The 18342-nt window shown below is 61.0% G+C and carries 15 protein-coding genes; 7 read left to right on the top strand and 8 right to left on the bottom strand.

The features are described from left to right. The first annotated feature begins 4 nt into the window (after positions 1–4). The 4 genes from PY649_RS20940 to PY649_RS20925 all read left to right on the top strand — a co-directional run bounded on the left by PY649_RS20940 (position 5) and on the right by PY649_RS20925 (position 4435). Positions 5–856, top strand: coding sequence for an ABC transporter permease (locus PY649_RS20940; RefSeq protein ID WP_285870582.1), 852 nt, complete (start codon positions 5–7; stop codon positions 854–856). Further along, positions 853–2598, top strand: coding sequence for a M14 family zinc carboxypeptidase (locus tag PY649_RS20935; protein ID WP_285870581.1), 1746 nt, complete (start codon positions 853–855; stop codon positions 2596–2598). The genes PY649_RS20940 and PY649_RS20935 overlap by 4 nt, the downstream gene beginning before the upstream one ends. A gap of 122 nt (positions 2599–2720) precedes the next feature. Then, positions 2721–3650 carry a succinylglutamate desuccinylase/aspartoacylase family protein gene (locus PY649_RS20930; protein ID WP_285870580.1) on the top strand — a complete coding sequence of 310 codons (930 nt, stop codon included), beginning with the start codon at positions 2721–2723 and terminating at the stop codon, positions 3648–3650. 44 nt (positions 3651–3694) lie between these two features. Further along, the gene (locus tag PY649_RS20925; RefSeq protein ID WP_285870579.1) at positions 3695–4435 is read left to right on the top strand and encodes a transporter substrate-binding domain-containing protein; all 741 of its coding nucleotides are present in this window, start codon (positions 3695–3697) and stop codon (positions 4433–4435) included. A 15-nt stretch (positions 4436–4450) separates the two neighbouring features. Here PY649_RS20925 and PY649_RS20920 read toward each other — a convergent pair whose 3' ends face one another. The 6 genes from PY649_RS20920 to PY649_RS20895 all read right to left on the bottom strand — a co-directional run bounded on the left by PY649_RS20920 (position 4451) and on the right by PY649_RS20895 (position 12512). Next, on the bottom strand, positions 4451–6130 hold the full coding sequence (locus PY649_RS20920) for an ABC transporter permease (RefSeq protein ID WP_285870578.1): 1680 nt from the start codon (positions 6128–6130) through the stop codon (positions 4451–4453). A 12-nt stretch (positions 6131–6142) separates the two neighbouring features. Beyond that, positions 6143–7099 carry an ABC transporter substrate-binding protein gene (locus tag PY649_RS20915; protein WP_285870577.1) on the bottom strand — a complete coding sequence of 319 codons (957 nt, stop codon included), beginning with the start codon at positions 7097–7099 and terminating at the stop codon, positions 6143–6145. Positions 7100–7114: 15 nt separating this feature from the next. Further along, positions 7115–8206, bottom strand: a complete 1092-nt coding sequence (locus tag PY649_RS20910; protein WP_285870576.1) for an ABC transporter ATP-binding protein — start codon at positions 8204–8206, stop codon at positions 7115–7117. Between the two features lie 186 nt (positions 8207–8392). Further along, a complete protein-coding gene (locus tag PY649_RS20905; RefSeq protein ID WP_285870575.1) occupies positions 8393–10636 on the bottom strand; it encodes a xanthine dehydrogenase family protein molybdopterin-binding subunit in 2244 nt (747 codons plus the stop codon). Continuing rightward, positions 10636–11118 carry a (2Fe-2S)-binding protein gene (locus tag PY649_RS20900; protein WP_285870574.1) on the bottom strand — a complete coding sequence of 161 codons (483 nt, stop codon included), beginning with the start codon at positions 11116–11118 and terminating at the stop codon, positions 10636–10638. The genes PY649_RS20905 and PY649_RS20900 overlap by 1 nt, the downstream gene beginning before the upstream one ends. Continuing rightward, positions 11115–12512 (bottom strand): c-type cytochrome, encoded by a 1398-nt coding sequence (locus PY649_RS20895; RefSeq protein WP_285870573.1) that lies wholly within the window; start codon positions 12510–12512, stop codon positions 11115–11117. Before PY649_RS20895 ends, PY649_RS20900 begins: the two co-directional genes overlap by 4 nt. 270 nt (positions 12513–12782) lie before the next feature. On the opposite strand from PY649_RS20895, the gene PY649_RS20890 reads away from it, so the two are divergent. Then, the gene (locus tag PY649_RS20890; RefSeq protein ID WP_285870572.1) at positions 12783–13613 is read left to right on the top strand and encodes an MBL fold metallo-hydrolase; all 831 of its coding nucleotides are present in this window, start codon (positions 12783–12785) and stop codon (positions 13611–13613) included. A 55-nt stretch (positions 13614–13668) separates the two neighbouring features. Here PY649_RS20890 and PY649_RS20885 read toward each other — a convergent pair whose 3' ends face one another. Together PY649_RS20885 and PY649_RS20880 are read right to left on the bottom strand one after the other, a co-directional pair. Then, positions 13669–14418, bottom strand: coding sequence for a polysaccharide deacetylase family protein (locus PY649_RS20885; protein WP_285870571.1), 750 nt, complete (start codon positions 14416–14418; stop codon positions 13669–13671). Further along, positions 14408–15511, bottom strand: coding sequence for a glycosyltransferase family 4 protein (locus PY649_RS20880; RefSeq protein WP_285870570.1), 1104 nt, complete (start codon positions 15509–15511; stop codon positions 14408–14410). The genes PY649_RS20885 and PY649_RS20880 overlap by 11 nt, the downstream gene beginning before the upstream one ends. A gap of 199 nt (positions 15512–15710) precedes the next feature. Here PY649_RS20880 and PY649_RS20875 point away from each other — a divergent pair, with 199 nt between their 5' ends. Both PY649_RS20875 and PY649_RS20870 read left to right on the top strand, forming a co-directional pair. After that, positions 15711–17435, top strand: coding sequence for an adenylate/guanylate cyclase domain-containing protein (locus tag PY649_RS20875; protein WP_285870569.1), 1725 nt, complete (start codon positions 15711–15713; stop codon positions 17433–17435). 28 nt (positions 17436–17463) lie between these two features. Then, positions 17464–18342, top strand: coding sequence for an FkbM family methyltransferase (locus PY649_RS20870; RefSeq protein WP_285870568.1), 879 nt, complete (start codon positions 17464–17466; stop codon positions 18340–18342).

The raw sequence follows: 18342 nt of genomic DNA, 5'->3' as shown, positions 1-18342 counted from the left end.
GCCCATGGCCGTCTCTTCCGCAACACGCATCTCCTTCTTTCGCCATACGCCGCTGGAACTGATCCTCGGTATCATTTTCACCGCCGGCATGGTCCTGCTCGTCGTCTTCTCCGACGTGATCTTCCGTGGCAGCGCAGATATGATGGATCTACGGGCCCGCTTGCTCCCGCCCTTCGTCAGCTTGAAACATATTCTCGGCACCGATCCGCTCGGCCGCGATGTGCTGGCCCGTATCGCCGCCGGCGGCAAGATATCGCTGATCGTCGGCATATTGTCGGTCGGCGGCGCCACGATCGTCGGCACGACGGCAGGATTGATCGCCGGCTACTTCCGCGGTGTTGCCGACATGATCCTGATGCGCATCGCCGACGTTCAGCTTGCCATGCCGTTCATGCTGATGGCGCTGACCTTCATCGCCATCGTCGGCCCGGGTCTTTCCGTCCTGATATCGCTGATGATCATCGCGCAATGGGTGCAATATGCCCGCCTTGTGCGCGGCCAGGTGCTGTCCCTGCGCGATCGGGAATTCATCCAGTCGGCACGGGCCATCGGCGTCGGCAAGGGCCGGATCATCTTCATGCATATTCTGCCGAATATCATCGGCCCGGTGATCGTGCTGATGACGCTCAACGTCGCCAACAACATCCTGCTCGAAAGCAGCCTGACCTTCGTCGGCCTCGGCGTCGATGCGACGATACCGAGCTGGGGCGGCATGCTGGCCGATGGTCGCACCTATGTGCAGTCGGCCTGGTGGGTCAGCGTCTTTCCGGGCTTCGCCATCATGTTCACCGTCCTCGGGCTCAATCTGCTCGGCGACTGGCTCCGCGACTATCTCGATCCGACGAGGGAAAAATGACCACTATTCTCAATCTCGATGTTCCGCGCACGCTCGACGCGCTGGTCTCCCTGCTGCTTTCCAGCCCCCCGAGCCAACCGGTCGAGGCCTGGCTGTTCGACGACAGCCCCTCACGCAAGGCCGCGGAAGAAAAGCTCGCTGCGGCCGGCATCAAGGCGCGCATCCGCAGCGCTTACAAGCCGTTGGTCTATTTCTTCCTGGAAGAGGTCGATGTTTCCTCCCTTGCCCGGATCGAGGTCGGCTACCCCGTTCATGCGGCCGCCGATTCCCATCGTTTCCTGATCGAGGCCTATCCGCTGGGCGCCCTCGTCGGCGATGCCGAGATATCCTTTCACGCCAATGAGCTCGATCTCGTCTATGACGTGACGCTCACAACGAAAGCCGGTGAAACGAACACGCATGCCGTCTTCGCGCCGAACGTCGTCGAGGACGATCATGTCGGCACGCCGGTGCTCCGTTGCTGCGGCTGGCGGCGGGCAGTCGGTGTCGCCGATGCCGGGCAGCGCCTGAAGACTGATTTTGAAACCCTGTTCCTCGCCGCCGTCGATGCCGTCAAGCAGCATCATTGGGAGCGGCAGCAGCCGTATTTCGACCGGCTGCGGATCACAGTCGAGCTGCCGGCCAACGATCGCGATCTCGATTTCTGCAGTGAAAGCATCAGCCTGCGCGAAGCCATGCACGAGGACCTGTTTTTCACCCTGCGCGAATGCCTGAATGCGGAAATGGGCGCCATGGCCGGTCGTGGCGGAGCAAGACCCGGCCAGGTCGTACCGGATATTCGTGCTGCAAAGGTCGATCCGCGGATCGTGATGACGATCGAGGATTTCGGCGAGCATGAGGAGACCACAGGCCCCGACATCGCCATGGAAACCGCCGGCCGGCCGCTAAAGATCGGTCAGATTCGAAACGAGTTATCCAAGATCGAGGGAGAGCCGATCAAGGCCGTTTCACGCGAGGGTCGCGATGTACTCGGGCGTTATCACAAGGGCCCCGGCCCTGCCGTCCTCATCTCCTCCGGCCAACATGCAAACGAGACCAGCGGTCCGGTCGGCGCGCTGAGGGCCGCACAAGCCCTTGCCGCCGATCCCAATTCACATTTCGCCATCATTCCCGTCGAGAACGTCGACGGCTATGAGCTGCACCAGAGACTGATCGTCGAAAACCCGTTCCACATGCATCACGCGGCCCGCTATACGGCCTTTGGGGACGATCTCTCTTTCACCGTCCCGGCCCCTGCCTATGAGCGTGACGCAAGAACAACGGCCCTGGCACTGTCTTCCGCCAAGCTTCATCTTAACCTGCACGGCTATCCTTCGCATGAATGGACACGGCCGATGTCCGGCTACCTGCCACGCGGTTTCGAGCTCTGGACCATCCCGAAGGGTTTCTTCCTCATCATCTGCACCCATCCCGGCTGGGAGACGATCGGCGAGACCTTGCTTGGCGAGGTGGCGCGACGACTTGCGGAGGACAAAACCCTTGTCGCCTTCAACGCCAAGCAGATCGATTGTGTCCGGCAACACATGCCGAACGCTCCGTTCGAGGTCCGCTACGGCATCCCCGTGCTGAAGCAGGTCAGCTCGCTCTATCAGGCGCCGCTGACGATCATAACCGAGGCGACCGACGAGACGGTCTACGACCAGACCTTCATCGATTGCCACGAGGCACAGATGCGGACCGTGCTCTACGCAGTCGAAGCCTATAGGCAGCTGGCCGAAAGCAGCGATTTTCCGGCGGCATGAGGTTCGGCCTTGTCGTAACAGCAACAGGGTGTTTATCCTGACGCAATCTCTCGCACGTTTTCGGCGCGGTCTCCGCGATGTCAGATATAAATCCCACCGCTATTTTGAGAGGATGTTGCGCCATGGAAAATTTGCCTGCTCTTCACACCGGTAAAGCCCGCGTCGAGTTCGGCCATGTTACTCCGATTGATGAAACGGCGATCCCTTTCGCGATCATCGAGAGCGGGCAACCTGGCCCAACGCTTTTGATCACGGCCGGCGTCCATGGGTCGGAATTCTGCTCGATCGAGGCGGCGGTGCGGACAATGCAGACCAAGCCGGAGGAGATCAAAGGAACGCTGGTGATCCTGCCGATCCTCAACGTCCGGGCATTCCACAAGCGCAACATCTACATCATGCCGCAGGACGGCAAGAACCTGAACCGCATGTTCCCCGGCAATCCGGAGGGTTCGACCAGCGAGCGGCTTGCGAACTGGCTGGTGACGAAGGTCTATCCGCAGGTCGACGCCTATATCGATATGCATGGCGGCGATCTGGACGAGGGTCTGGAGCCGTTCACGATCTTCCCGGCCGGATCGGAAAAATCCCAGGCCATGGCCGCCGCCTTCGGCATTCCCGTGCTGGTCGCAGCCGGCGGGGCCGGTTACACGGTCGATGCCGCGGGCAAGCTCGGCATTCCGAGCATCCTGCCGGAGGTCAGCGGCAACGGCCTTTGGGGCGACGCGACCGTCACGCAGCTCACGGATGGCGTCCGCCGGGTGATGCAGCATCTCAGCATGGTCGCGGATGCTCCGAAGAGTACCGTGGGGTCAGGCAAGGTGGTGACCATGTGGGTGCCGACCGCGCCGGTCACCGGCCTCTGGTATCCTCGCAAGGATCTCACCGAGACCGTCGGCGTTGGCGAATTGCTGGGTGAAATCAAGAACGTATTCGGCGAAGCTCTTGCAACTATTCAATCGGAAAAGGCGGGCTTCATCCTTTACCGGCTGACGAGCCTGTCGGTGAATCAAGGCGAGGCTCTCATCGGTGTCGGCACACCGGTTTCGGCTTGATCCGACGGTCTGATTTGATGTGTGAAGCCATGGACAATGCCCACATGCCGCTTGATCGTGAAGCTGCCTTTGGAGAGCTCACCCCGACCGGAAAGCTGAGAGTCGGCATCATCGCCGCCCCCGCCCCGTCCGTGCTTTTTGCCACGCGCGACCGAGATGAGGTCAAGGGTGTGACCGTCGATTTGGCGGAGGCGCTGGCGTCCCAGCTTGGCGTATCCCTGGACATCGTCATCTTCATGAACTCCGGCGCTTGCACCGACGCGCTGGAGCGGGGCGTGATCGATGTCAGCTTCATGCCGGTCGATGAGGAACGCCGCAAGAGAGTGGCATTCGGTCCGGCCTATTACGTGCTTGAAAGTACCTATCTCGTGACCGGCGCATCCGGTATCAGGACGCTTGCCGAGGTCGATCGTGAGGGTATCCGCGTCGTCGGCATTGCCAACACGACGACGATCCGCGCTTCGACGCGCAGCCTGTCAAAGACCGTGCCGACGGCGCAGGAATCGATCGCCGCTGCGGTCGATCTTCTGTTGACGGGACAAGCGGAGGCTCTCGCTCTGTCGCGCGATGCTTTTCATACCCTCCTCCCCAGGTTTCCGAACGCCCGCGTTCTTGATGGCGGCTTCCAGCAAACGGGGATCGCGATCGCGGTCGGAAAGGACAAACCTTCGGCGTTCGCCTTCGTGACGGCCTTCATGAACGATGCCAAGGCGTCCGGCCTCATCCGTAGAGCGCTGGATTCGGCGGGCTTTGCGCACGAGCCGGTTGCGCCGCTTTCGGCGTGAGGCGCGGCAGCCCGATCAGTCCTGAATGACGCTGACGCGGCGCATGAGGCCGATGACGCAGAGCGGCAGCAGCGTGGTGATGACGATGGTAATGAAGGCCGTCGCCATGCCGAGGCCGATCGATCCCTGCTCGAACTGGCGCCAGATGAAGGTTGCGATCGTCTGCATGCCGACAGGCGCGACCACGACCGAGGCGACGAGTTCGCGTGACGCGACAGCAAAGACGAGCAGCATAGAAGTTGCCAGACTGGGCAAAACCAAAGGCAGCATGATGCGACGGAAGGCGGTGAATCTGCTGGCGCCGCAGACGCGCGCTGCCGCCTCCAGATTGTCGCCGATCTGCTGGAAAGCGGCTGTGGTGTAGCGCACCGGCTGCGGCAGCAGCAGGCAGCAATAGGCAAGCAGCAGGATGAGACCGGTATTGTAGGGTGTGAACGGCAGGCCGGGCATATTCCAGGCCAGGATCAGGCCGACGGCCACGACGATGCCCGGCAGGGCATTCGGCAGGATCGTCATGATGTCGAGCAGCATGCGGCCACGATAGCGTGTCTTGACGGTGGTATAGGCAGCGAGAACGCCGATCAGGCCGGTCAGAAACGCGGTTCCAACGCCGAGCGCCATACTGTTTCCAAGCGCCCGCAGCGCGCCGGCGCTGTCTTTGAAGACGGCGAGGAAATTGTTAAAGCCGAGATTGCCCGGTGTCAGTCCGCCGGAAATCGTCTTGGACGAGGCGGTGGCGAGAATGGCGAGCAACGGCACGCCGGTCGCAAGAAAGGCCACGACGGCAAAGGCGATGAGGACGGGAATGCCGAGGGCACCGAGCGGCCGCTTGTCCTTGTTTTGCGGCTTGCCGCCCGTCGTCTCATAGGATCGCCGAGCAAGGATCCAACGCTGCAACAGGAAGGTTATAAGCGACATGGCAAGCAGCACGATCGACAGTATCGCCGCACCCGGCAGGTCGATCGGCCAATCGGAGACGCGCAGATCGATGCCGGTGACCAGTACCTGGAATTTCGTGCGCCCGCCAAGGGCAGCCGGCGTGCCGTATTCCTCGATCGCGGCTGCGAAGACCAGCATTAGACTGCCGGCAAGGCCAGGGGCTGACAGTGGCAGAGTGATGCGCCAGAAGGAACGCGCTGACGAGGCGCCAAAGACGCGACCGATGTCGGCATAGCGCGAGCCGACCGCTTCGACCGTGCGCGATACGGCGAAATAGACGACCGGAAACGTGTTCATCGCCATGACGAAAGTCATGCCGAAGAGTGAAAACAATACCGGCGCCAGATTGAAGCCGGCCAACTGCTGCAGATAACCGCGAGGCTGCAGCGTCATGATCCAGCCAAGCGTGGCAATATAGGGCGGGATCATGAAGGGAACGAGCAGAACCACGTCCCAAAAGCCGGCAAAGGGCACCTTATAGAGTGCCCGGCACACGCCGAGCGGCACAGCCAGCAGCGCGGACAAAAGAACGACGCTGAAACCGAGGATCAGCGTGTTGCGGCTCATCGTCAGTAATGCGCTGTCGCCGAGTGCCGCGAGGAATTGCGAGAAGGGCGCCGCAAAGGAGCCCTGCCCGATCTCCGGAAAAATCGCCTGCAGGACGATGGCTGCGAACGGCACCGCCACCACCAGCACGAGGCCCAATGTCGCGAGCCACGCTGCCGGTGCCGCACCGCTGATGCCGTTCGCCTTCATCCTGTTCAGACCTTATTTCGCGAACTTGTCCGCGAATTCCTTCAGCGTGTCCTTGCGCTTGCCGTAAATCGCCTTGGCGTCGTACTGCAGCACTTTGAGATCGCTGATTAGCGGGCGGTTGGCCGGAATGTCCGTGCGCGAGGGCATCAGATAATCGTCTGCGACAGCCTTCTGGCCTTCATCGGAGAGCATGTAGTCGATGAACTTCTTGGCTTCGTCCTGATGCTTCGACCAGTTGAGGATCATGGCCGGGCGCGGCGCGATGACGGTGCCGGAGGCCGGGAAAATCACGTCGATGTTCTCACCGTTGGCCTTGCTGCCCATGGCGATATAATCGACGGCGCCGAAAACGGCAGCCTTGGCGCCTTGCAGAACCGGGTTCAGCGCATCGGCATTGGCGCCGGCGACGATCGCGCCGTTGGCCTTGAGGTCATCGAACAGCTTCCAGCCATCCGTGCCCTGCAACGCGGCTGTGAGTTCGAAAGAGGAGCCTGACTGGGCAGGGTCCGGAATGTTGACCAGATCCTTGTATTCAGGCTTGGTCAGGTCGGCCCATTCGGTCGGCTTCGGTGTGTTGCTCTTCGGGTTCCAGGCGATACCGAGGGCGGAGACGCCCTGAGCCACGGCGGTATCGGTTTTCAGGAAGTCCGGCACTTTGGCAGCGTTCGGGCTGGTGTAAGGAACGAGCCAGCCGCGCTTGGCGAAGTCGGTTGCTGTATCCCAGGAAGCCGAAATCAGCACGTCGACGACCGGGTTCGACGCTTCCGATTCGATACGGGCCATGACCTTGCCGGTCGTCGCCTGGAAGACCTTGACCTTGATCCCTGTCTGCGTCGTGAAGCCGGAGGCGAGTTTGTCGATGAGGTCCTGGGGACCGGCGGTATAAACGGTAATGTCTGCATGCGCGACGCCGGCCATCATCATGGCCGTCACAGCGGCAAGCGCCATGCTCTTGATCGATTTAAACATCCTCAAAAACTCCCTTTATTTATAAGCTCTGCTTGAAAACCAGCGGATATGCTGGGGATCGATCCGCAGGCCGACGGGCTCGCCCGCGCGAAGTTTGGCCCTACTGATTAACTGGAGTTCGCCGTGGTCCTCGTCCGATCCGATTTGCACGGTGGCGAGATGGCCATCACCGCGAAATTGCGAGCGGAGCACGATGCCGCTGAGCGCTACCTGCGAAGCTTCCACAAGTTCGATGGCGCCCAGGGGCAGCAGCGCATGCGTGGTATCCGGAGCCGCCGCATCGGCAGCCGCAATCGCCGCGCCGCCTCGAACCAGCCGCCAGGTCTCACCATGGCGCTCCACGGCGGCAACGCAGCCTAGCCGCAGGAAATCCGCGACCTCCGGCGTTGCCGGCCGGTCGATGAGGACATCCGGCGGCGCCAGCTGCTCAATAAGTCCGCCACGCATGATCGCCACTTGGTCGGCGAGGCTAAGGGCTTCGCTATGATCGTGTGTGACGTAGATTGCCGTCAGCCCGAGGGAGGAGATCAGATTGCCGATCTCGCCGACCATGGTTTCGCGCAATTCACGGTCGAGATTGGAGAGGGGCTCGTCGAAGAGGATCAGTGCCGGTTCGGCGACGATGGCGCGGGCGATGGCAACGCGCTGCTGTTGGCCGCCCGAAAGCTCGCTCGGCTTGCGCTGCCCATAGCCGCTGAGCCCGACGCGTTCCAGCGCCCTCAACGTGCGGCTCTCGCGATCCGCTCTGTTGACGCCGCGCATTTCCAACGGAAAAGAGACATTGCCGCCGACTGTCAGGTGCGGCCACAAGGCATAGTCCTGAAACACCATGCCGAGCCCACGCCGCTCCGGCGGCAGGAAAGCAGCTTTGGCGGCGTCTGCGACGATCTGCTCGCCGATTGAGATCCGCCCTTTGCTAGGGGCGAGAAGGCCGGCGACCAGCCGCAACAGCGTGGTCTTGCCACAACCGGAGGGTCCGAGCAACGCCAGCGTCTGGCCTGTGGGAAGGGAAAAGTCGATGCCGCGAAGTATCGTTGTCTCGCCGTAGCTCAATTCAAGTTCTGCCGCGGAGACGGCAGCAAGCAAGGGGCGTGTGGGGGCGTTCATTGGCGACCAAAATGTCGTGCGGATTAAATTAAGGCGACATTTAGACAGGCTGGATGACAGTTTTGCGACAGTATGATTGCAGGCTCGTGACATTGCGCGTTAAGGGTGAAGGCAGCCTCGCCGCCTCCACCAGGGCATGATCCGAAAAGGTTTGCCGCGGTATTCTAAGACCGCGCCAACAGATTATCAGGCTGTCATTGCCGCCTTGATCCGCTCGCGCGTCAGCGGCAGGTTGTAGAGCCGCTTGCCGATGGTATCACGGATGGCGTTGGCGACGGCTGCCGACGTCGGCCCCTGCGCCGCCTCCCCGGTACCGAGGAAAGGCTGATCCGGCCGATCGATGATGTGGACGTCGACCGTCTCTGGAACGCTGGTGAAGCGCAGGATCGGATAGCGCGACCAATCGGTGCTGGTGATGCGCGTATCGTCGAAGGTCACGGCTTCGTAAAGCGTCCAACTCATCGACTGCAGGATGCCGCCTTCCGTCTGGTTGCGAATGCCGTCTGGGTTGATGACCTGGCCGCTGTCGATCGCCGCGACTGCACGAAGAACCTGCGCCCTGCCCGTCTCACGCTCGACCTTGGCTTCCACGGCAATGGCGAGATAGGCAGCATGGTTCTTATAGCGTGCAAAAGCGAAACCGCGGCCGTGTCCGTCGGGAAGCTTGCTGTTGCTCCAGCCGAACTTGTCCGCCGCCATTTGCACCACGTCGCGGGCACGCGGGTCAGCCAGATGGCGGAGCCGAAACTCGACCGGATCTGTATTGGCCAAGCGCGACAACTCATCCATCGTGCTCTCGATGGAAAAGACGTTGGCATAGGCGCCAAGACTTCTGAGCGCCGAAACGCGCAAGGGCATGTCCGCCACGAAGTGCCAGTGGACACGCCGGTTCGGAAGGACGTAGAGCGGATCGGCATTGCGGTCGCCGTTGCCGAGCGGCGTTATTTCCATTTTCACCGGCAGCGGCGCGACGGGATTTTCCTTCAGCCGGCCGGCGATCAGTTCGCCCGCCTTGCCGGGGCGGGTCGAATGGGTGTTGCTCCAGAGATCGTAGTCCCAGCTGTCGATCTTGCCGTTGGCGTCGAGCGAAGCCTTGACCTTCATCACCATGGCGGGGCCGAAGGGTTCCCAGCCATGCTCCTGATCGCGCATCCATTGCAGGCGGATCGGCCGGCCCGGAAGCTTGGAGGCGATCAGCGCGGCATCGCCGGCGGCATCGTCGGCGCCATTGTGGCCGTAGCAGCCGGCGCTCGGCATATGAATGGCGCGGACTTTTTCGTTCGGCAACCCGAGCAGATCGGCGATCGCGCCGCGATCGGGAAAGACGCCCTGCGTGTGCGTCCAGACCTTGACGTTGCCGTCCGTATCCATCACCGCAACCGAGCAGGACGGGCCGATGGAGCCGTGGCTGACATAGGGGCGCGTATAAGTCGCCTCGAAGATCGTCGGACCGTTGAAGCTGGTCGTACCGGACTGTGCGACCGTGCCGACGTCGCTTTCCAGACTTTCCAGAACCGCAGGCAGATTCGCCTGTTCGGGAAGAGCCGGGCTTTCATGCCAGCGGGCGATGGCGGTCAGCGCGCGCATGGCCTTGACCGCCTGGAACTCCTGTTCCGCAACGACAGCAAGGAAATTGCCGTCGCGGATGACGGAGACGATGCCGGGCATGGAGGCGACGCTGCTGTGATCGAAATCCTGAAGCTTCGCGCCATAGCTCGGCGGCCGTACCAGCCGGGCGTGCAGCATGCCGTCGAGCTTCAGATCCTGGACATAGGCGACGCCGCCCGTGACCTTGGCGGGAATATCGACCCGCTGCATAGACTTGCCGATGTAACGCAAGGCGGTGGGTGGCGTCAGCTGCGATTGCGGTTGCGCTTTCAGATGCAAGGATTGGCCGGAAACCAGCTCGCCATAGCCGACGGAGCGACCATCGGCGGCAAGAATGGCCTTGCCCTTGGCCCGCAATGTGCCGGCATCAAGGCCGAAATGGCTGGCGGCCTGGGCGATCAGCAGGTTCCGCACCTGCGCGGCGGCATTACGGATGGCCACGCCGCTGCCGGTGATCGACATGCTGCCGGCCGTATAACCCTCATTGGGGGTCAGCCCGGTATCGGCGGTGATCAACTCGATATCGCCGGGCTCTACCTGCAATTCCTCGGCGGCGAGCTGGATCAGCGCGGTCCTGATGCCCTGCCCCAGTTCGGCCTTGCCAGTGAAGACGGTGATGTGGCTGTCGGCGCCGATCTTGATCCAGGAATCGAGATAGGGGGTGTCGGCCAGGTCGCCCGGCAAAGGTGGGCTTTTCGCCGCCTCGGCTGCCGGAGCGGCCTCCTGGGCGTTCGCGCCGCTGACGGAAAAGCTGAGCATCAAGAAGCCGGTGCCTGCCAGCAGGCCGCGACGGGTGATCTCCATTTTGTCCAGGGTGTCCATCAGCCTGTCCTCTTCGTCGTCTGCGTTTGCGATTTTGCCGCGCGGCGGATTGCCGCCATGATGCGCATGTGGGTGCCGCAGCGACAGAGATTGGTGCGTAGTGCCGCACGGATATCGTCGTCACTCGGATCGGGATTTCGTCTCAGCAACGCTTCTGCGGCCATCATCATGCCGGCGATACAGTAACCGCACTGCGCCGCCTGCTCTTCGATAAATGCGGCCTGCATCCGTCCGGGATTGTCGATGGTGCCGAGTCCTTCGACCGTCGTGATCGCCTTGCCTTGCAGAAGCGTGATCGGGGTTACGCAGGACAGCACGGGCTGCTCGTCGACCACGACGGTGCAGGCGCCGCATTGGCCGAGGCCGCAGCCGAATTTGGCGCCATTGAGCGCCAGATCGTTTCTGAGCACGTAAAGTAGCGGCGTATCGGTATCCGTCTCGACGTCATGGTCCTTGCCATTGATTGTGAGCGTAATTGTCATGGTTGCTCCTTCGCACCCACGTTCAGGGGTGCCCGTTCGATGCCGTCGGATGGGACGACTGTAACCTTGATTGCTCCCGACCGCGTCTTGGCGACTTGATTTGCCACGTCCTGCCAAGGCGCCTCATCGGTGAAGCGCGCACGAAGATAGGCGAGAAGATCGGCGACCTGCGTGTCGTTCAGCGAACCGCCAAAGGCCGGCATGACGGCGCTCGGCTGGCCATCGGCCGGCGGTAGCCCATAAAGCGCAATGTTGATGGCGTTCTGTGGGCTCGGTGCATGGATTGCGGTACTTAAGCCGAAATTCATGCCGCCGAAGGGCGGCGGCCGCCCGCCCTCGTGGCAGGTGGAACAGGTGGCCGTGTAGATCGCAGCGCCCGGCATGGATCCGGTCTTGGCCGCCAAGGGGTCTTGCTCAGTCGAAACCAGAGCGACTTTGCCTTGATCACCCGAAAAAGCCTTGCGCAGTTCATCCGCCTTTTTCGCCTTGTCCGCCGAAGGCTGGCCCATGTTGAAGGCGACGTAGGTCGCGATGGCGTCGATATCGCTGTCGGAGAGCGAGCCGAGATTGCCGGTGACTTCCGCCATCGGCCCGCCGGCGACGCCATGGAACTGGTGCCAGCCATGACGCAGATAGAAGGCTATGCTGTCCTTGTCCCAAGGAATGGGCGCTGCCGAAGCGCCGTTGATCGCAAACGCGTGCCAGCCTTCCGCGTCGCCACCGGCGAAGTGCCGGCTTGCGTCCTCGGCGCCGAGGCTATTCCGCGGCGTGTGGCATGCGCCGCAATGGCCGAGGCCTTCGGCAAGATAGGCGCCACGGTTCCAGGCATCGCTCTGAGCCGGATCCGGTGTGAATGCACCCTCGCGGAAAAACAAAAGCTTCCAGCCGGCGAGCAACGGCCGCAGCGTCAGCGGGAATGGCAGCTGATTTGCCGGCGCTGCGGCGTGCACAGGCGTGCGTGTCATCAGATAGGCATATAACGCGCGATTGTCCTCGTCCGTCACCTGGGTGAAATGGTCGAACGGAAAGGCCGGGTAGAGGTTGTTGCCCTCGCGATTGACACCTTCTCGCATGGCGCGATTGAAGGCCGCCTCGCTCCAGCGGCCGATTCCGGTCTCCGGATCAGGCGTTATGTTGGTGGAATAAAGCGTTCCGAACGGAGTCGGTATCGCTAGGCCGCCGGCAAAAGCCTGTTTGCCGGGGACAGTATGACAGGCGATGCAATTGCCGACCGAGGCTAAAGCTTCGCCATGCGCAATGAGCTGCGCGTCAAACTGAGAATGGGCCGATGCTTCTTCGGCGGGGATTTCCGCATGCGAGGTAAGCGCGAAAAACCCAACGGCGGCGATGATCGCGAGGATCACCAGGACTGATAACAATCGAATAACACGCATTGCAGATGTGAGCTTTCGTATGTCCCCCGACACCGAACACCCATAACCTCAAGCTCTATCACCTGTTGCCAGAAGCTTCATCACTTTTTGTCATCGCATACCTATATTAATTGTGTGCAATTGGTTGCTGAACATAAACCGGGCTTCCGCGTTGATGAAATGGCGGGATTTAGTTTTCAAGGGAGTATGACTTTTGCGAAAATTGCTGGCTTCGCACGATAGGAAAAGTGTGCTTACGTTGACGGAAAGGGGAATGGTGTCAAAACTTCTATGAAAAACGATAGTTTCGAGCTTAGATTCTGGGGTGTGCGGGGAAGTATTCCCGTATCAGGACCGGAATTCGAGCGTTACGGCGGGAATACATCCTGCATCGAATTGCGGCATGACGGCAGGCACATTATTTTTGACGCTGGGACTGGAGCGCGGGAAGCGGCTTTGTCGCTTGCGCAAGAAGGTGTTCGCGACGTCGATGTCTTCTTCACCCACTCGCACTACGACCACATCATCGGTCTGCCTTTCTTCAATCCGATCTACGATCCCAAGGTCAGTGTTGATATCTGGTCTGGCCATCTCGCCGGCAAGACGACGACGCGACAACTGATCGGCCAGTTCATGCGCCCGCCATGGTTTCCAGTGGAGCCCGATATATGTCGCGCGACGATGAAGTTTCGTGATTTCGCGGCTGGTGATACGCTGAAACCGCATCCGGGCATCGTCATCCATACCGTCAAACTGAATCATCCGGGCGGCTGCATCGGCTACCGCATCGAATGGGCTGGCCGCGTCATTGCGCTGGTCTACGACACCGAGCACATGGCCGGTCGACTGGACGAAGCAGCCCTTGCGCTGATGATGGATGCAGATCTGGCCGTCTACGACACGACCTACATCGAGCCGGAGATGCCGAAACATCTGGGTTTCGGGCATTCCACCTGGCAGGAAGGCGTCAAACTGGCGAAAAAGGCGGGCGCAAAGCGTCTCGCACTCTTCCACCATGCGCCTGCACGTACGGACAGGGAGCTGGATGACATGCAGCGGGATGCGCAAGCGAGTTTCGCCGGCGCCTTTGCTGCGTTTGACGGTCAGTTGCTTGAGCTTTGAGACGGCATCCCAAAAGTGCGAAGACGCGTTTTGGGGATAACATCGTGCCTCACAGTCAGCCCATGAAGTCGCCGACCTGGCGCCAGTCGACGGCCGGGTGAACAGCCGTCTCCTCGAACAGCGTTGTGACGAAATCCCAAGCTGTGGCGTCATGGACCAGATGGTGGGTCAGGATGCCGATCGGCTCGTCATCGCCCTTGAAGCGGTTTTGCAGTTCTCGCACGAGATAGCCGACAAGCTCGCCATGCGGTCGTCCGCCATGCGTGCCATGCCAATCCATAATATCGATATGGGTATTGACTAGGGCGATCGGTTGTCCCGGTTTTCCCGATCCGTAGACGGAAACGGCGCGGTATCCGAGAGGAGCAAGCTCCGGCAGCAATGCCTTGTCGATCCGGTTCCACGGCGGCACCAGCATCGGCGCGAATTGCTCGGAATAAAGCGCTTTCAGCTTGTCAAAGCCCTTGTGAAGTTCATCCAGCACAATCTCTTGCGGGCGATGCGGGCCCAGTTCCTGCTTCTTGGTTTCGTCCGGCGCATAATTGCGATGCGTCCAGCCATGCACGGTTATCGTCAGCCCTTTCTGGCTCGCCAAGCGATTGGCCAGCGGCTTGGCGGTATGAGCGGGGATCACCGCCAGCGCCATGGGTATCGAAAAGCGATCTGAGAGCGCCAGCAGTTGGTCGAGCGCTGCGGTTGGTTCGATGGCGTCGTCGTCGCGAAACCATAGTTTCGCCTTTCGCCCGGCATCGGCCCAGCGCTGCAATTCATTGCGCAGAGGTTGCCATTCGGCTCTATCGTTCATAATAGGAATCTCCCAAATGCTTTCGCAAGATGGTCTCAAGTCGTTTCGAGGCCGCGGTCAGTGACCGGTTTTCATGAACGAAACGGTAGGCCGCATCGCCCATCGCCCAGCGTTTCAGGTCGTCGTCCAACAAGCGTGCAATCGCATCGGCATAAGCTTTCAGATCGCCCTCAGGTGCCAAAAGGCCTGTAACGCCCTCCATCACCACTTCCGGCACGCCCGCAGTTGCTTGCGCCACGACGGGCAGACCGGCTGCTTGTGCCTCCAGATAGGCAAGGCCATAGGCCTCACCGCAGCCGGGCCAGACATAGATGCCCCCTGCCCGCAGTTCGGCCCCGATCTCCGGCGCCGCGCGTTCTCCGAGCCAGGTAATGCGATCATGATCGAAGGTGGAAAACAACATCCGCACCTCCTCGCGCATCGGCCCGTCGCCGATGACGGTCAGCGTCCATTCGCGATCACGGATCAGCTCCAGCGCCTGCGCGAGCATCGCATAGCTGTCGAACTTGTCGCCGCGCCGCATCATCGCAACCGTTATCAGCCGATGGGGGGCGACGGCCTCTGTCGGAGGTCCGAAGAGCGCCGAATCGATGAAGGGCAGGAAGCGCTCGTAGTGCCCCTCCGGGACGGCATCGACGAGACCGATCCGGTCACGTTCGGTAAAACAGAGATTGACGGCAGCCTGCCGGACGCCTTCCGCCACCAACCGCTGATTTTCGCCCCAGCCGCTGTCATCGTGTCGCCGGCTGTAAGACGCCTCGGCGGTGACGTAGGGAATGCCAAGCGTCGCCGCGAGTGGCGGGCCGATCAGGTCCGGCGTCTTGTAGTAGGGATGGTAGGTGAACCAGAGATCCGGCGGCGGCTCGTTTCGCCATTTTTCGAGCAATCTCTCGGTTTCGTGTCTCGCCATGCCGGCGATTTCGGCCCGCGGCCCAGCCTCCGGCGTCGGCGTGAAACTGCGCAATTCCGAGGCGATCTCGACCCTGTGTGCCACCATCTCCAAGGCCGCGATGATGAGTCGCGCCATCAACCGGTCGCCCGACGGCACCGGATTGCTGGGCGATTTCAGTGGGGCGTAGAAGGCGATCCTCATGGCGCGTGCGAATAGTTGACAATAAAGTGATAGTTTGGCCCGGAAATCTACGGGAAATGCCCGAATTCCGACAGGTTGCGTTACAATAAGGCTCTCGCTTCAAAAGCCGCATCCTCGACAGCATGCGGCATTGCAGCTAGATCACTAGGCGATAACCGCTTTCCGTTCTTTTGTGAACGGACAATATAAACTGGATTTGATGACCACAGAGGCGAGAAAACCCATCATCTCCGATCGTCTTGTGCGAAAGTTCCGCCTCGGCTCCGGTTTGGTCATTTTTGTCTTCGTGATCATGCATCTGGCGAATCATTCTCTCGGATTGATCTCGCTGGGTGCCGCCGATCACGCGCAGCACCTGTTCCTAGCCGTCTGGCGCAGTCCGGTCGGCACGGTCCTTCTCTACGGTGCGCTGATCGTGCATGTCCTCCTCGTCCTGCGCATGCTTTACCAGCGCCGCACCCTGGTGATGCCGGCGGGCGAAGCCTTCCAGATCGTCACCGGTTTGCTGGTTCCGGTCCTCCTGATCGACCACATCATCGGTACGCGAATCCTGCATGATGTCTACGGCTACCACGACAACTACCGTGCAATCGTCCGCAGCCTCTGGATCACCTCGCCGGCAAACGGCGTGCGCCAGACGATCGTGCTGATGGTCGTCTGGATCCATGGCTGCATCGGTATTCATTTCTGGCTGCGCTATCGCTCCTGGTATCAGACCGTTGCGCCCCTCATGCTGTCTTTCGCCATCGTTTTGCCCGTGCTCGCCCTGCTCGGTTTCGCCGCCATGGGCAGGACGGTATCGCATGAGGCGGCGCAGAACGACGAGCGCGGCTATCGAGGCGGCTATTACAGTGACTTGCGCAGCTATGGCGAAACCGGATCCGTACCCGGCAACCAGATGGTCAGCGACCTATGGCCCTATCGCGCCGGCTTCTACGGTGCTTTCAGCGCGTCCATCATTGGCCTTTTCGCATTCCGCACCCATCGCAGGCTGCGTGAACGCCAGCATCAGGTCGCGATCCGTTACGCGAGCGGCGAAGTCGTGCATGTGCCTCGCGGTTTCACCGTGCTTGAAGCAAGCCGTCTCGGCGGCATCCCGCATTACTCTGTCTGTGGCGGCAAGGGCCAATGCTCAACTTGCCGCGTCCAGATTATCGATGGCGGGGAAAAACTGCCGCCGCCCGAGGCGTTGGAGCAAAAGACGCTGAACCGTATCGGCGCCACGCCGGATGTTCGCCTCGCTTGCCAATTGCGTCCGACGAGCAACGTCAGTGTCGTGCCGCTTTTGACGCCGATGGCGGAATCGACCATTCCAGTCTACAGCCAAACGGCGAGCCCAGGTCGCGAACGTGAGATCGTCGTCTTTTTCTGCGATCTGCGTCATTTTACGACGCTGACCGAGTCGCGGCTGCCCTTCGATATTGTCTTCCTGCTCAACCGCTATTTTTCGATCGTCGGCCGCATCGTCGAAGGCAATGGCGGCCGGATGGACAAGTTCATCGGCGACGGCGCGATGGCCCTGTTCGGCCTGCGAACCACGCCGCAGGAGGCCAACCGGCAGGCGCTGAAGGCGGCCGCCGAGATCATCAGGGAGATCGACAAACTCGGCAAAGAGCTGGCAGACGAGCTGTCGGTCGGCCTCGAAATCGTCGTCGGCCTTCATACCGGCTTAGCGGTGATCGGTTCGATGGGTTATGGCAACGTCAAGAACGTGACCGCGATCGGCGATACCGTCAACGTGGCGAGCCGCCTCGAAAGCGTGGCCAAGGAGTTCAACCGCGCTCTGGTCTTTTCCGAGCCGGTGGCGAGCCTTTCCGGCGTCGATATCGCCGGCATCGAAAGCCGCGAGATCGCCGTCCGCGGCCGCGGCGAGCCTCTGCGCGTCTATATCGTTGCGAAGGAGGAGAGCGGTCGCTTTGCATAGGCCGTCCAGGCGTGTAGGGATGGCCGCCATGTTCGACCGCAAGTTTTTGACCGCCAAATTCTGGAGACGCACCCTTCGCAAGATCAGGGATCGCATCGCCACGCGTTTATTCGATACCCGTCTTGGCCGCGACATTCTTGTCAGCGCCATCGGTCCGCGTGTGAAGACCATGACAGTGGATTGCGGCGATCACGTCTTGAGCTTTTCGCCGGCCGAATACATCGGCCGCAAAGTGTTTCGTAAAGGGCATTTCGAGCGCGATCACGTCGACCGGCTGCTCACGGTTCTGCGTGAGCGCGGCCTGCTGCGAAAGGGCACGGTATTGCTCGAACTCGGTGGCAATATCGGCACGCAGACCTGCTACTTCGCCTTGAGCGGCGCCTATCGCCATATCATCGCTGTCGAGCCCGATCCCCGCAACTTTCGGCTCCTGTCGATGAACATCGCCGATAATGGAATCCAGGATCTGGTAACGGCGATAAACTGCGCGGCCGGCGACCGCGAGGGGCAACTCGACTTCTATCTGAACCACAAGAACCACGGCAAAAGCAGCGCGCTGCGCCAAAGCGCCGGCGATGAAAAGATTTCCGTGCCGGTCCGGCCCGTTGGCCGCATTCTTGACGATATCGGTGTCGAGGCTGCCGATATCGGGCTGATCTGGATGGATATCGAGGGCTATGAGCCCGTGGCCATCCGTTCAATGCAGGCCCTGATGGCCCGCGGGGTGCCGCTCCATATGGAATTCACGCCGGCCTTTTATGGCGTGGAACAGACAAGCGCATTCATCGCCAATCTCGCCGGCTACTACACGGAATGTCTCGCCTTTTTTGAAGACCGCACTCAGCCAATGAAAGTAGTCGACTTGCCGGTTGAGGGCGAGCAGTTCGACATCCTGTTCCTGCGTTGA

The sequence above is a fragment of the Rhizobium mayense genome, assembly GCF_030272705.1.
GTDB classification, from domain to species: domain Bacteria; phylum Pseudomonadota; class Alphaproteobacteria; order Rhizobiales; family Rhizobiaceae; genus Rhizobium; species Rhizobium mayense.
The sequence above is the reverse complement of the archived record's forward strand: the minus strand, read 5'-3'. Positions and strand labels throughout refer to the sequence as shown.